This window comes from Bradyrhizobium sp. WSM471 (assembly GCF_000244915.1).
Taxonomy (GTDB): Bacteria; Pseudomonadota; Alphaproteobacteria; order Rhizobiales; family Xanthobacteraceae; genus Bradyrhizobium.
On sequence record NZ_CM001442.1, the window covers coordinates 4781354 to 4795289 of the forward strand.

Here is a 13936-nt window from a genome sequence, read left to right on the forward strand (position 1 = left end):
GTGGGCAGCCACGAACATCACGGCCATCACCACGATGATCATAGCCACGGCCATGATCATGGTCCTGGCCACGCGCATGTCCATGCGCCCGCCAGTTTCGGCAAGGCGTTCGCGATCGGCATCTCGCTCAACACCGCGCTGGTCGTGGCCGAGGCCGTCTACGGCTATATCGGCAACTCCACCGCCCTGCTCGCGGACGCGGGCCATAATCTTAGCGACGTGCTCGGCCTGGTCGTGGCCTGGTGCGCATCGATCGCCGCGCGGCGCGCGCCCAGCGGCCGCTTCACCTATGGCCTGCGTGCCTCCACGATTCTGGCAGCGCTGGCGAACGCGGTGTTCCTGCTGGTCGCAACCGGCGCGATCGGCTGGGAAGCGTTTTTGCGCCTGCGCGAGCCGGAGCCGGTCGCCGGCATCACCGTGATGGTGGTCGCCGGCATCGGCATCCTCGTCAACGGTTTTACCGCCATGCTGTTCGCGCGCGGACGCAAGGACGACATCAACATCGAAGGGGCCTATCTGCACATGGCGGCCGACGCCGCGGTCTCGCTCGGCGTCGTGGTTTCGGCGGCGCTGATCATCTGGACCGGCTGGCTCTGGCTCGATCCCGTCACCAGCCTCGTCATCTGCGCCACCATTCTCTGGAGCACCACCAGCCTGCTGCGCGGCTCCATCGACATGTCGATGGCGGCTGCGCCCAGGGGCACCGACATTGCTGCGATCAGGGTGTTCCTGCTGGCACGTCCCGGTGTGTCCGCGATCCACGATCTCCACGTCTGGCCGATCTCGACCACCGAGACGGCGCTGACCTGCCACCTCGTCATGCCCACCGGCGCCGGCGATGCATTCCTGATAGAGACGGCGCAGATGCTGAAGCGCTCCCACCGCATCGGCCACACCACCCTTCAGGTCGAGACCCATCCGGACAACGGCTGCGCGCTGGCGCCGGATGATGTGGTGTAGGATTCGCCAGTCCAACACTCGTCATTGCGAGCGCAGCGAAGCAATCCAGACTGCCTCCGCGGACACGGTCTGGATTGCTTCGTCGCAAGAGCTCCTCGCAATGACGGTGGAGAGAGGCGTGCCTACGCCGCCTTCGCCGTCACGATCCAGATCGCGCCCTGAAGCGCCACGCTCTGACCCTTCAGGAACGGCGCCAGCATCTCGCGGATCGAGGCTTTTGCCGCGGCATATGTTTCCGGAGGATGGCCCTGCAGCGCGCGGCTGGCCGGGCCGATCTGGAGCGAGCCCTCGACCGCGGCATCGAGCCCGCCGCCGATCGCAACATCCATCGCGAGATTGTGCGGCTCCATCGCGACATCGACAAAGCCCGCGCCTTTCAGGATGCGTGTCACGCGCTCTTCGGAGGCGAAGGCGAACGGGCCTGGCTCCTCCGGCCCGACCGGCGGCATCTTGGGCACATGTTTGTAGACCGCCATCAACGGCGCCATCATCCAGGGATTTTCCTTCGGCTCGCGCCAGCAGGCAAACGCCAGTCGGCCCGTCGGCTTCAGCGCGCGGCGGAGATTGGTGAAGGACGCGATGGGATCGGCGAAGAACATCACGCCGAACCGCGAGGCCAGCAGGTCAAAGCTCGTCGGCTCGAACGGATGGACCGTCGCATCCGCCAGCACGAAATCGAGCGGCAGGCCTTTTGGCGCAAACGCACGCGCCTGCGACAGCATCGGCTCGGAGACGTCAAGCCCGAGCGCGAAACCATCAGGCGCGACAGCCTTCGCGAACGCGAACGTCGTCGCGCCGGAGCCGCAGCCGACGTCGAGGACGCGCTCTCCCGGCGTCAGCCTGGCGCGGTCGATCAGCACGTCGGCAATGGGTCCAAGCAGACTTTCCTGCGCCGCATGGCGATCGGCCCAGCGCTGCCCGCTGGGGCCGTTCCAGTAAGCGATCTGATCGGCGTTTTGTTCGTGTCCGCTTGGCTGTTGCATCAGGGCCTCTGTGGCTCGGTATCGCCCGCCTGCGCCTATCGGCTTCGGCGCGGCAGCCTTCGTTCGCTTCGCCCTAATAACGTGTGAGGCTGGCTCGCCGAGCCGAAGCTCGCGAAGCGAGCAAAGGCTGGTGGGCGGTGAGAGATTCGAACTCCCGACCCTCTCGGTGTAAACGAGATGCTCTAACCAGCTGAGCTAACCGCCCCTCGCCGCTTCTTTATCCCCACCTGCCCCGAACGGGCAAGCGCGGAACGCCAATTCCTGGGCCTCAATCCCCCGGCCGGCCCGGCAGCAGTGGCACCGCGTCGATCCACACCGCCGCCGACTGGCACCATATCTGTCTGACGGGCCGCAATTTGTCGCGCTGGCGGATGCTGCCCCAGCGAATGCCCCAATCGTCCTCCTGGTCGCCCTCGCCGCTCGTGAACAACGGGGAACCGCAGTCGCCGCAAAAATGCTGGAAGCGCATCCGACCGTTGTCGCCGCGCTTGCCGTAGATCCTGGGCGTGCCGGCGGTCAGCTTGACGTCGGTCTTGGTGCAGATCGCCGTCACCCGGAACGGCGATCCCGTTAGGGTCTGGCAGTCCCGGCAATGGCAGACCGACACCGTCTCGGGATCGATCTCCGCTTCAAAGGTGATCGCGCCGCAATGGCATTGCCCGTCGATGTGCATTGTCGTCATCCGCTGCCCCACAACAAAAACGGCGCCCGAAGGCGCCGTTTTATCATCTTTTCGAGCTGCGATCTCAGTGAGCGGTCAGGCCGCCGGCGGCTTCGTCGCCGTCCGGCTTCACCGTCACCTTGGTGTCCTCTTCCCAGACGATCGGCACCGGCTTCTTGACCAGCGCCTTGGCGACGACGTCGTCGAGGCGCGAGACCGGGATGATCTCCATGCCGCCCTTGATCGCATCGGAAATCTCCGTGAGATCCTTGGCGTTGTCCTCGGGGATCAGCACCGTCTTGATACCGCCGCGGGCAGCAGCCAGCAGCTTCTCCTTCAGGCCGCCGATCGGCAGCACACGGCCGCGCAGAGTGATCTCGCCGGTCATCGCGACATCGTGGCGGACCGGGATGCCGGTCATGACCGAGATGATCGCGGTGGCCATCGCCACGCCCGCCGACGGACCGTCCTTCGGCGTCGCGCCTTCCGGCACGTGCACGTGGATGTCGCGGCGGTCGAACAGCGGCGGCTCGATGCCGTAGACGATCGCGCGCGAGCGGACGTAGGACGCCGCCGCCGAGATCGATTCCTTCATCACGTCACGCAGATTGCCCGTGACCGTCATCTTGCCCTTGCCGGGCATCATGACGCCTTCGATCGTCAGCAGCTCGCCGCCGACATCGGTCCAGGCAAGGCCGGTGACGATACCGACCTGCGGCTCACTCTCGATCTCGCCGTAGCGGTACTTCGGCACGCCGAGCAGCTCTTCCAGAGTCTTCTCGGTGACCTTGACCGACTTCTTCTTGGAGATCATCAGCTCCTTCACCGCCTTGCGGGCGAGTGTGGAGAGCTCACGCTCCAAATTGCGCACGCCCGCTTCGCGGGTGTAGCGGCGGATCAGAAGCAGCAGCGCGTCGTCGTCGATCGAGAACTCCTTGGAATCCAGGCCGTGCTTGGACACCGCGTTCGGGATCAGGTGCTTGCGCGCGATCTCGACCTTCTCGTTCTCGGTGTAGCCCGCGATCCGGATGATCTCCATGCGGTCCATCAGCGGCCCGGGAATATTGAGCGTATTCGCGGTCGTGATGAACATCACGTTGGAGAGATCGTAGTCGACTTCGAGATAGTGGTCGTTGAAGGTCGCGTTCTGCTCGGGGTCGAGGACCTCGAGCAGCGCCGAGGACGGATCGCCGCGGAAATCGGCGCCCATCTTGTCGATCTCGTCCAGCAGGAACAGCGGATTGGACGACTTCGCCTTCCGCATTGACTGGATGATCTTGCCGGGCATCGAGCCGATATAGGTGCGGCGATGACCGCGGATCTCGGCCTCGTCACGCACGCCACCGAGCGAGACGCGCACGAATTCGCGCCCCGTCGCCTTCGCGATCGACTTGCCGAGCGAGGTCTTGCCGACACCGGGGGGGCCGACGAGGCACAGGATCGGGCCCGTGAGCTTGTTGGCGCGCGACTGCACGGCCAGATACTCGACGATGCGGTCCTTGACCTTTTCCAGCCCGTAGTGATCGGCGTCCAGAACCGCCTGCGCGGCTTCCAGATCCTTCTTCACCTTGGACTTCTTGTTCCACGGAATCGACAGCAGCCAATCCAGATAGTTGCGCACGACGGTCGCTTCCGCGGACATCGGCGACATCTGGCGCAGCTTCTTCAATTCATGCTGCGCCTTCTCGCGCGCTTCCTTGGAGAGCTTGGTCTTGGAGATCTTCTCTTCGAGATCGGCGAGCTCGTCGCGACCGTCGTCGTCGCCGAGCTCCTTCTGGATCGCCTTCATCTGCTCGTTGAGATAGTACTCGCGCTGGGTCTTCTCCATCTGGCGCTTGACGCGCGAGCGGATGCGCTTCTCGACCTGGAGCACCGAGATCTCGCTCTCCATCAGGCCCAGCACCTTCTCCAGGCGCTGCGTGACCGACAGCGTCTCCAGGATGCCCTGGCGATCCGCGATCTTGACGGCGAGATGCGAGGCGACGGTGTCGGCGAGCTTGGCGAAATCGGTGATCGCCTGCACGACGCCGACGACTTCGGCCGAGATCTTCTTGTTGAGCTTCACGTAGCTCTCGAAGTCGGACACGACCGAGCGCGCCATGGCCTCGGCCTCGACCGACTTCGCATCGGTGTCGGCGAGCGCAACCGCGGTCGCTTCGTAATAGTCGGCGCGATCGGTGTACTTCTGCACGCGGGCCCGCTCGAGCCCTTCGACCAGCACCTTCACGGTGCCGTCGGGAAGCTTCAAGAGCTGGAGCACGCTGGCAAGCGTACCGGTCTCGTAAATGGAATCGGGTGCCGGATCATCGTCGGACGCGTTCTTCTGGGTCGCAAGCATGATCAGCGCGTCGTTCTTCATCACCTCCTCGAGCGCGCGGATCGACTTCTCGCGGCCGACGAAGAGCGGAACGATCATATGCGGGAAGACGACGATGTCGCGCAGGGGCAGCACGGGATAGGCGTGCGTTTCGCCATGGACGATGGTTGGCCTGGGTTTTGGATTGGTCATGGCCTTTTCCTTTTGCTTTGCCCCCTTGCACGCAGCCCGCCATGCTCATGCGCAACCGCCACAAGGTGCCGAGGTGATCCACAAAACCGGTCGGTCCTTTTGAGGTTGGACCGGCTTGCCGGATCGGAACTGAGGCGAATCTTGAAGAGAATTTTTGCTCGCCGCCGACATTAGGTGGCTATCGACCCGGGGGGTGTCAAGTCATTGAAGACGCGCGCCATCAGGCGCTTACGCACGCAAATAAGCGACGCAACACCGGCTGCGGAGATACTTTCCGCAGCCCTTGCTTGAGGAGACGATTGGAGCGTTCCAGCGCCGAAATCAGGCGCTGGCGTTCTCGACGGCGCGATCGGACCGATCGGCGTAGATGTAGAGCGGACGCGCCGTTCCTTCCACGACTTCGCGGGAAATCACGACTTCTTCCACACCTTCGAGGCCCGGCAGGTCGAACATGGTCTCGAGCAGGATCGCCTCGAGGATCGAGCGCAGTCCGCGCGCTCCGGTCTTGCGCTCGATCGCCCTGCGGGCCACCGCGCCAAGCGCCTCGTCGGCGAAGGTCAGCTCAATGTTCTCCATCTCGAACAGCCGCTGGTACTGCTTCACCAGCGCGTTCTTCGGCTCGACCAGGATCTTCTTGAGCGAAGCCTCGTCCAGATCCTCCAGCGTCGCCACGACGGGCAGACGGCCGACGAATTCCGGAATCAGGCCGTACTTCAAGAGATCCTCCGGCTCGACATGACGGAAGATTTCGCCGGTGCGGCGGTCTTCCGGAGCGAGCACCTGAGCGGCGAAACCGATCGAGGTCGAACGTCCGCGTGCCGAGATGATCTTTTCGAGGCCCGAGAACGCACCACCGCAGATGAACAGGATGTTGGTGGTGTCCACCTGCAGGAATTCCTGCTGCGGATGCTTGCGGCCGCCTTGCGGCGGGACCGAAGCCACCGTGCCCTCCATGATCTTGAGCAGCGCCTGCTGCACGCCCTCACCCGACACGTCGCGCGTGATCGAGGGATTGTCGGACTTGCGGCTGATCTTGTCGATTTCGTCGATATAGACGATGCCGCGCTGGGCACGTTCAACATTGTAGTCGGCGGCCTGGAGCAGCTTCAGGATGATGTTCTCGACGTCCTCGCCGACATAGCCGGCTTCGGTCAGCGTCGTCGCATCCGCCATCGTGAACGGCACGTCCAGGATGCGGGCGAGCGTCTGCGCGAGCAGCGTCTTGCCCGAGCCGGTCGGACCGATCAGCAGGATGTTCGACTTCGCAAGCTCGACGTCGTTGTGCTTGGTCTGGTGGTTAAGGCGCTTGTAGTGATTGTGCACCGCGACCGAGAGGACCTTCTTCGCATGGTTCTGGCCGATCACGTAATCGTCCAGCACCTTGCAGATTTCCTTCGGCGTCGGAATCCCGTCGCGCGACTTCACCAGCGAGGATTTGTTCTCCTCGCGAATGATGTCCATGCAGAGCTCGACGCACTCGTCGCAAATGAAGACCGTGGGACCCGCGATCAGTTTGCGAACTTCGTGCTGGCTCTTGCCGCAGAACGAGCAATACAGCGTGTTCTTGGAGTCGCTCGTGCCGACCTTACTCATTCATGTCTCCGTCCGCGGTTCGATCCCGTCCGCTCGATCGCCCTATTCCGGCACGACAGCCGGCGCAGTCTTTCAAATAGAGCAAATTCCGTACCAAAAAAGACCCTACGCGTTGCATGCCGTGCGAATCACGGTCACTCGATTCTCCGCGATCATAGCCGATCAGTCGTAGCGAACCATGCTGTCACCCGACTATCAAGAATTCGCTAATCGGGGGGCGCCGGCTACCCGTGACAATACCGTGATTTCCGGTCTTGGCACGGGCGAAGTGATCGAAATCACCCCGGCGTTGCTGGATTACCACGAAAAACAAGCACGAAAGCGGAACTTTCTGCCTGTCGCAGGGCGCAAAACTGCGTTTTGCGACGCGCGCACGTGTCCTTAACGTGAACGCTCCCTGATGGTGCCGGCGATCCCAGAGGCATCGCCGGCAGTAGTGCTACGGGGTCTTCGGCGACGCGGTTTCCTCGGCGCGCTTGTCGATGACCCTATCGACCAGGCCGAACTCCTTGGCGTCGCTCGCGGTGAGGAACTTGTCGCGTTCCAGCGCGTCCTCGATCGCCTTGTAGGTCTGGCCGGTGTGCTTCACGTAGATCTCGTTGAGCCGCTTCTTCAGGTTCAGGATTTCCTGGGCGTGCAGCATGATGTCGGTGGCCTGGCCCTGGAAGCCGCCGGACGGCTGATGCACCATGATGCGCGCGTTCGGCAGCGAGAAGCGCATGTCCTTCTCGCCGGCGCAGAGCAGCAGCGAGCCCATCGAGGCGGCCTGGCCCGTGCACAGCGTCGAGACCGGCGGGCGAATGAATTGCATGGTGTCGTAGATCGCGAGACCCGACGTCACCACGCCGCCCGGCGAGTTGATGTACATCGAGATTTCCTTCTTCGGATTTTCCGCCTCGAGGAACAACAGCTGCGCGACGATCAGCGTCGACATGCCGTCCTCGACCGGCCCGGTCAGGAAGATGATGCGCTCTTTCAGAAGGCGCGAGAAAATGTCGTAGGCGCGCTCGCCACGGTTGGTCTGCTCGACCACCATGGGCACGAGGTTCATGTAGGTTTCAACCGGATCGCGCATGAGTCACCTAGGGTTTTGAAGAGGCGGACATCGCCAGGCCCGGCTGCCAGTCGGGGCTGGATCTGCCGGAAGGCCGATGGACGTCCCGTGATGCAGGAACTTAGTAGAAGAACTTGGTAGAAGCATAAGGCGTAGCGACAGATATAGCCCAATTCGCGCCTGACAAGTGCGGAGCGAATTAAGGCTTAATCCGTGAGGGAGTTGAAGCTGATTCGTACAAAGAGGCCCAGCCGGCCAACTGGCTAGCTCGACCTCTTCGCTGATCATCCTTAATGCAAGCCTATCCCAAAGGCTCTCCTAAAGGGTCTTCTGGAGCCCTCAGGCGGCGGTCTTTTCCGCCTCGTCGTCCTTGTAGAGATCGTCGCGCGAGACCTTCTTCTCGGTCACCTTGGCGAGCTCGAGGATGAAGTCGACGACCTTGTCCTCATAGATCGGTGCACGAAGCTGGGCCAACGCTTGGGCGTTGCTGCGGTAATAGTCCCAGACCTCCTTCTCGCGGCCCGGCATCGAGCGCGCCCGCTCGATCACGGCGCGGCCGACCTCGTCGTCGGTCACGGAGATCTTGTTCTTCTCGCCGATCTCGGAGAGCACGAGGCCGAGCCGCACGCGGCGGTCGGCGATCTTGCGGTACTCTTCCTTGGCGGCGTCTTCAGTGGTGTCCTCGTCGGCGAAGGTCTTGCCGGCGGAGTCCATCTCGGCCTTCACCGAGTTCCACATCAGATTGAACTCCTCGTCGACCAGGGAGGGCGGAGCCTCGAAGCGATGGGCCTCGTCGAGGCGGTCTAGCAGCGCGCGCTTGACGCGCTGGCGCGTCGCGGTCGCGAACTCGGCGACCAGCCGCTCGCGCGCCGCTTCCTTCAGCTTGTCCAGCGATTCGAGGCCGAGCGTCTTGGCGAACTCGTCGTCGATCGCGAGATCCTGCGGCGCCTCGATCAGCGTCGCGGTGGTCTCGAACTCGGCCGGCTGGCCGGCGAGCTTGTCGTTCATGTAGTTCTTGGGGAACGCCACCTTCAGCGTGCGGGTCTCGTTGGCGGCGATGCCGGTGAGTTGCTCTTCGAAGCCGGGGATGAAGGTGTTGGATCCGATCACCACCTGGATGCCCTCGCCGGTGCCGCCCTCGAAGGGTTCGCCGTTGATGGTGCCCTTGAAGGCGACGGTGACGCGATCGCCCGACTCGGCCTTGGCGCCCTCGTCCTTCGCGGCATAGCCGCGGTTCGAATCGGCGATGCGCTTGATCGCCTCGTCGACGTCCGCGTCGGTGACTTCGGCGACGGGCTTCTCGACCTCGAAGGTCTTGAAGTCGGCGAGCGCGATTGACGGCACCACCTCGATCGCAACCGTGTAGGTCAGATCGGTCTTGCCGTTGAGCAGCTCCTCGACCTCGGCCTGCTCGGTCGGCATGGTGATCTTCGGTTCGGTCGCAAGGCGGAAGCCGCGCTCGGAGAACAGCTGCGTGTTGGTGTCGCGGATCGTCTGGTCGATGGTCTCGGCCATCACCGAGCGGCCATAGACCTTCTTGAGGTGCGTGACCGGCACCTTGCCGGGACGGAAGCCGTTGATGCGAACCTTGTCCTTGAGGTCGACGAGTTTGGCACCGGCCTTGGCGTCGAGATCGGACGCGGGAACGCTGATCTTGAACTCGCGCTTCAAACCTTCCGAGAGGGTTTCTGTGACCTGCATGGTGTCCAATCTTCTTCTCGTTCGGTCCCGGCGCGCATGCGTCGGGACGCTGTCATTAATCGATCCGGCGCGAGGCGAACGCCTCAACGCCGGTGGTTCATCGGACCGGCTTCCGGCGGACAAACATCCGCGCGGGAGCAGATCGCGTAATCCGTGCAAACGCTGAAAGCGCTTGGTGCGGGCGGAGGGACTCGAACCCCCACAACTTTCGTCACTGGAACCTAAATCCAGCGCGTCTACCAGTTCCGCCACGCCCGCGTAAATTTGCATCAAGACCGGCCGCGATGCCGCGGGCGGCGGGCTTATAGCATGTGCCCGCCTGTTCGCAGCAAAAAAATGGACCGATAGAGGCAGGCTTCAACTAGGCACGACGGCTGGACTTATCCAGCACGGCGTGGTCCGGATCGGCGATGAAAACGCGGATATTCGACCCGACGAGGCGCGAGGTTTTGGCCGGACTTGGAGCCGGACTTGGCGCCGGACTTGGAGCCTCTGCGGCCGGGCTGATGGCGGGCGGCGCAGTCCCGGCCATGACCGCCCAGCTCGCCCTTCAGGCAAGGCCGGCAACGCTGGCTCTGAGGCCCGGGCGGCCGGCTACACCCATCTGGGAGCTCGCCGCCGTAAGCCACCTCGGGGATGTCCGTCTCAAACGTGGCGATCGCTGCGAGGTGGTCTTCCGCAACGGCCTGCCTGTCCCGCTTGCACCAGTCTGGTACGGCCTCAATGGCCCGGCCGCGGCCGACCCGCTTCGGGGTCGCGCTCCGACGGCCCCGGACGCAACGGAAACATCAATCGTTTCAGTGCCAAACGCGGGAACCCTGCTGGCCGACTTCCGGCTGTTCGAGGACGGCCTGAAGCAGCCCGCGCGCCCACTTCCGATCATCGCCACCGAGATCAACTCGGTCGCCGCCGATCGCGACGTGGTCCTTTTGATCGAGGAATGGCGGCTGCGGCCGGATGGGACCGCGCTTGCCCCGGGCCGGGACCCGAAGGACACGTCCCCGCTCTACACAATCAACGGAACGACTTCATTCGAGCTCTCAGCTTCGGCGAATGAGCGGCTGCGGCTGCGCTTTATCAACGGCTCGCAACGTTCTGTTCTGGCGATCAAATTGGAAAGTCACGAGGTCCAGGTGATGGCCCTGGACGGACAGCCGGCCGAGCCGTTCCCGGCTCGCAACGGCGCGCTAGTGCTGGCTCCCGGCGCACGCGCCGACGCCTTCGTGGATGCGGCCACATCGGCCCCATTCCTGCTGCACGACGGCAAGGAGGCGCGCCAGGTCGGCCGCCTGACGGTCTCCGGCAAGCTTGAGCGGCGCGCGCCACTGTTGCCGCCGCAGCCGCTTCCTCCGAATGACCTGCCCGACCGGCTCGATCTGAGGGGCGCCCTGCGGTTCGATGTCGCGCTCGGGGCAGCCGACGCCGGCTGGGTACGGCCCGCAAATTTCTCGACGTCCTCCGCCCCCGCCTTTCGCACCAAGGCCGGCCGCACCATCGTGTTGGCCCTCAAGAACCTCGCCCCCGTCGCCACCGTCTTCCATCTCCACGGCCACCATTTCCGCCTGCTCGACAAGCTCGACGACGGCTGGAAGCCCTATTGGCTCGACACGCTCGCGATCGAACCCGGCCAGACCCAGCGCATCGCGTTCGAGGCCAGGGGCCTTGGCAGATGGCTGATCGAATCCGTCGTCACCGATTGGGCCGCGCCGCGGCTGGTGCGCTGGTACGGGGTGGAGTGAGGTGCGCCGATCAGACGTGCGGCTTGGCCGTGAGTTCGATTCCGAGCGCCTTCATCACCGCGATCGTCGTTTTCAGAGTCGGATTACCGTTGGTGCTGTTTCGCGCTCCGGTCTGCTCGATCAGCGTGAACCCGCGCGCTTCATAGAAGTGCCGCGCCAACGCGTTGCGCTGGAAGGTCCAGAGCTCCAAACGTTCGCAGGCGCCTTTGGCGACATCGAGCAGTTCGGTGCCGACGCCGCGCCCTTGAACCGCAGGAAGCACGTAAAACTGCTCGATCCAGCCGTCACGGAAAGCGATGATCCCGCTCAGTACATCGGCATCGAAGCGGCCCCACACGCGGCACGTCGCGAAGACATGCACGCGGTAGAACCAGCGGTCTTCGTCCGGCGTATGCAGCCCAGCGAGCCAGGGCATCGCATGGTCGAATGCAGCCCGGTGAACCTGCGCCGCCGCGCCCATCTCGGTGAGCGCGAGCTGCCTAAGCACTAGTATTCCACCCCGAGCGCACCATAGATCCGCCGGTGCACGGCGGGCAGCGTCTCGGTGAGATCCTCCGCGATCAGGCCCGGCCCCGCCTCGCTCGCCGCTTCGCCATGCATCCACACGGCGATGCTGGCGGCTTCGAACGCCGGGACGCCTTGCGCAAGGAGGCCTGCGATGATGCCGGCGAGCACGTCGCCGGCACCCGCGGTGGCGAGCCAGGGCGGTGCGTTGGCGGCGATGGTGGCGCGGCCGTCGGGCGCGGCAATCGTGGTGTCCGGGCCCTTGAGCAGCACGACGGCGCCGCAGCGCTCGGCGGCGGCGCGCACGCGCTCGATCTTCGAGCGCCCCGGATGTTTATTGCTGAGGTCGGAGAACAGCCGCGGGAACTCGCCCTCGTGCGGTGTCAGCACCACCGCCTTGTCCTGCGACGTCTTGATCGATTCGAACAGGCGTTCGGGATTGGCGGCAAAGCTCGTCAGCGCATCCGCATCGAGCACCAGGCGCCGCTGGGCGTTAAGCGCCGTGTGGACGAGATCGCAGGTGCGCTCGCCGACACCCGCGCCGGGGCCGATGATGCAGGTGTTGTAACGCTTGTCGCCGAGCAGCTCGCCGAACTCGATGGCGGTATCGACGGGGCGAACCATCACCGCGGTGAGCGCAGCCGCATTGATTGCCAGCGCATCACGCGGTGTGGCCAGAGTCACCAGGCCCGCGCCGGCGCGCAGCGCCCCGCGCGCGGCGAGCCGCGCCGCACCGGTCGCCGCCGCATCGCCCGAGACCGCCAGCACATGACCGCGCGCGTATTTATGGCCGTCGATGCGCGGCACCGGAAAGGCGGCGCCCCAGAAGTCCGGATCGTTCTCGAATATCTGCGGCGCGATCTCGTCCAGCACCTGTGCCTCGATACCGATGTCGGCAACACGCACGTGGCCGCAATGCATGCGCCCCGGAAGCAGCAGATGCGCCGGCTTCTTGCGGAAGAAGGTGACGGTCTCGGTGGCGTTGACCGCCACGCCCAGCATGGCCGCGCTGGTGCCGTTGATGCCGCTCGGCAGGTCGACCGCGAGCACCGGCGCACCGTTGGCGTTGATCGCCTCGATCATCTCACGCGCCTCGCCCTCGACCGGACGGCTGAGGCCCGCGCCGAACAGCGCATCGATGATCAGCGCCGGTCGTCCGATCGCCTGCGGGTTGAACGGGAGCACCGGGTGCTTCCAGCCCCGCGCGGCCGAGGCCGCATCGCCCTGGAGCTGGTCCCGCTCGCACATCAGGATCACCGAGACCTCGCGGCCTTGCGCGGCGAGCTCGGCGGCTGCGACAAAACCGTCCCCGCCGTTGTTGCCCGGGCCGGCCACGATCAGGATCGGCCCCTCCTCCACCAGCGCGTGGGCGGCCTCGGCGATGGCCTGGCCGGCACCGAGCATCAGCTTGAAGCCGGGGGTGCCTGCCGCAATGCTGAGCTGATCGGCGCGCTGCATTTCGGCGTTGGTCAGAACTTCCATGCCACTTCCCTGTCCAAAAGCCTTTTCAAGAGGCACGTTCTGCGCCGGGCCATCCGACGGAACGACGATCTGCACAGATATTGAACCGTTTGCCTATTTCGTAGTCTGCGGTATTTTGTGCGGGTCGGCGCCACCTATCAGAGCTGCACGTTAAAAGGCTGATAACGCTCCAATAATCAGGGCATTTGCAACTTGGCATAGACCCTGCTTTCGCGGAAGTCGCTTCGGTTCGTCGTGCTCACTGGCATTTATCAGGGTGTGGCCGGCCGTTGTTGCCGGACTGGTCAGGGATCCCGGCATAGCGAAGAGACAAGATCGTGCGTTAAGAAAAGCGCATCCTGACGAAGACGTTGCTATTTGTTCGAAAGGCCGGGAGGCGCGCAGTGAAGAAAATCGAAGCCATCATCAAGCCATTCAAGCTCGACGAGGTGAAGGAAGCGCTTCAGGAAGTCGGCCTTCAGGGCATCACCGTCACCGAAGCCAAGGGCTTCGGCCGGCAGAAGGGTCACGCCGAATTGTACCGCGGCGCAGAATACATCGTCGACTTCCTGCCCAAAGTGAAGATCGAGATCGTGATCGGCGACGATCTGGTCGAGCGCGCCATCGACGCAATCCGCCGCGCCGCGCAAACCGGGCGCATCGGCGACGGCAAGATTTTCGTCTCCAACATCGAAGAGGCGATCCGCATCCGAACCGGCGAATCCGGGCTGGACGCTATCTAAGCCGGGTGCTATCCCGCATTTTGCGACA

The 13936-nt window shown here is 64.2% G+C and carries 11 protein-coding genes and 2 tRNA genes; 3 read left to right on the forward strand and 10 right to left on the reverse strand.

Going from position 1 to position 13936, the window contains the following annotated elements; all coding sequences use genetic code 11:
- A complete protein-coding gene (locus BRA471DRAFT_RS21315) occupies positions 1-960 on the forward strand; it encodes a cation diffusion facilitator family transporter (RefSeq protein WP_007611001.1) in 960 nt (319 codons plus the stop codon).
- A 122-nt stretch (positions 961-1082) separates the two neighbouring features.
- On the opposite strand, the gene BRA471DRAFT_RS21320 is transcribed toward BRA471DRAFT_RS21315, so the two are convergent.
- The 8 genes from BRA471DRAFT_RS21320 to BRA471DRAFT_RS21355 all read right to left on the reverse strand — a co-directional run bounded on the left by BRA471DRAFT_RS21320 (position 1083) and on the right by BRA471DRAFT_RS21355 (position 9719).
- Positions 1083-1943: a class I SAM-dependent methyltransferase gene (locus BRA471DRAFT_RS21320; RefSeq protein ID WP_007611002.1), complete on the reverse strand. Its 861-nt coding sequence runs from the start codon at positions 1941-1943 to the stop codon at positions 1083-1085.
- Between the two features lie 128 nt (positions 1944-2071).
- Positions 2072-2148, reverse strand: a tRNA-Val gene (locus BRA471DRAFT_RS21325).
- 63 nt (positions 2149-2211) lie between these two features.
- Positions 2212-2616 carry a GFA family protein gene (locus tag BRA471DRAFT_RS21330; protein ID WP_007611003.1) on the reverse strand — a complete coding sequence of 135 codons (405 nt, stop codon included), beginning with the start codon at positions 2614-2616 and terminating at the stop codon, positions 2212-2214.
- Between the two features lie 73 nt (positions 2617-2689).
- Positions 2690-5113 (reverse strand): endopeptidase La, encoded by a 2424-nt coding sequence (gene lon, locus BRA471DRAFT_RS21335; RefSeq protein WP_007611004.1) that lies wholly within the window; start codon positions 5111-5113, stop codon positions 2690-2692.
- Positions 5114-5434: 321 nt separating this feature from the next.
- Positions 5435-6706: an ATP-dependent Clp protease ATP-binding subunit ClpX gene (clpX, locus tag BRA471DRAFT_RS21340; protein ID WP_007603503.1), complete on the reverse strand. Its 1272-nt coding sequence runs from the start codon at positions 6704-6706 to the stop codon at positions 5435-5437.
- Positions 6707-7145: 439 nt separating this feature from the next.
- Positions 7146-7781, reverse strand: coding sequence for an ATP-dependent Clp protease proteolytic subunit (locus BRA471DRAFT_RS21345; protein WP_007611005.1), 636 nt, complete (start codon positions 7779-7781; stop codon positions 7146-7148).
- 318 nt (positions 7782-8099) lie between these two features.
- On the reverse strand, positions 8100-9461 hold the full coding sequence (gene tig / locus BRA471DRAFT_RS21350) for a trigger factor (protein WP_007611006.1): 1362 nt from the start codon (positions 9459-9461) through the stop codon (positions 8100-8102).
- Between the two features lie 173 nt (positions 9462-9634).
- Positions 9635-9719, reverse strand: a tRNA-Leu gene (locus BRA471DRAFT_RS21355).
- A gap of 152 nt (positions 9720-9871) precedes the next feature.
- On the opposite strand from BRA471DRAFT_RS21355, the gene BRA471DRAFT_RS21360 reads away from it, so the two are divergent.
- The gene (locus tag BRA471DRAFT_RS21360) at positions 9872-11200 is read left to right on the forward strand and encodes a multicopper oxidase family protein (protein WP_007611007.1); all 1329 of its coding nucleotides are present in this window, start codon (positions 9872-9874) and stop codon (positions 11198-11200) included.
- A 10-nt stretch (positions 11201-11210) separates the two neighbouring features.
- Here BRA471DRAFT_RS21360 and BRA471DRAFT_RS21365 read toward each other — a convergent pair whose 3' ends face one another.
- Both BRA471DRAFT_RS21365 and BRA471DRAFT_RS21370 read right to left on the reverse strand, forming a co-directional pair.
- Positions 11211-11687: a GNAT family N-acetyltransferase gene (locus BRA471DRAFT_RS21365; protein WP_007611009.1), complete on the reverse strand. Its 477-nt coding sequence runs from the start codon at positions 11685-11687 to the stop codon at positions 11211-11213.
- Positions 11687-13186, reverse strand: coding sequence for a bifunctional ADP-dependent NAD(P)H-hydrate dehydratase/NAD(P)H-hydrate epimerase (locus BRA471DRAFT_RS21370; RefSeq protein ID WP_007611010.1), 1500 nt, complete (start codon positions 13184-13186; stop codon positions 11687-11689). The genes BRA471DRAFT_RS21365 and BRA471DRAFT_RS21370 overlap by 1 nt, the downstream gene beginning before the upstream one ends.
- A gap of 383 nt (positions 13187-13569) precedes the next feature.
- On the opposite strand from BRA471DRAFT_RS21370, the gene BRA471DRAFT_RS21375 reads away from it, so the two are divergent.
- Positions 13570-13908 (forward strand): P-II family nitrogen regulator, encoded by a 339-nt coding sequence (locus tag BRA471DRAFT_RS21375; RefSeq protein ID WP_007603495.1) that lies wholly within the window; start codon positions 13570-13572, stop codon positions 13906-13908.
- The last annotated feature ends 28 nt before the right edge of the window (positions 13909-13936 follow it).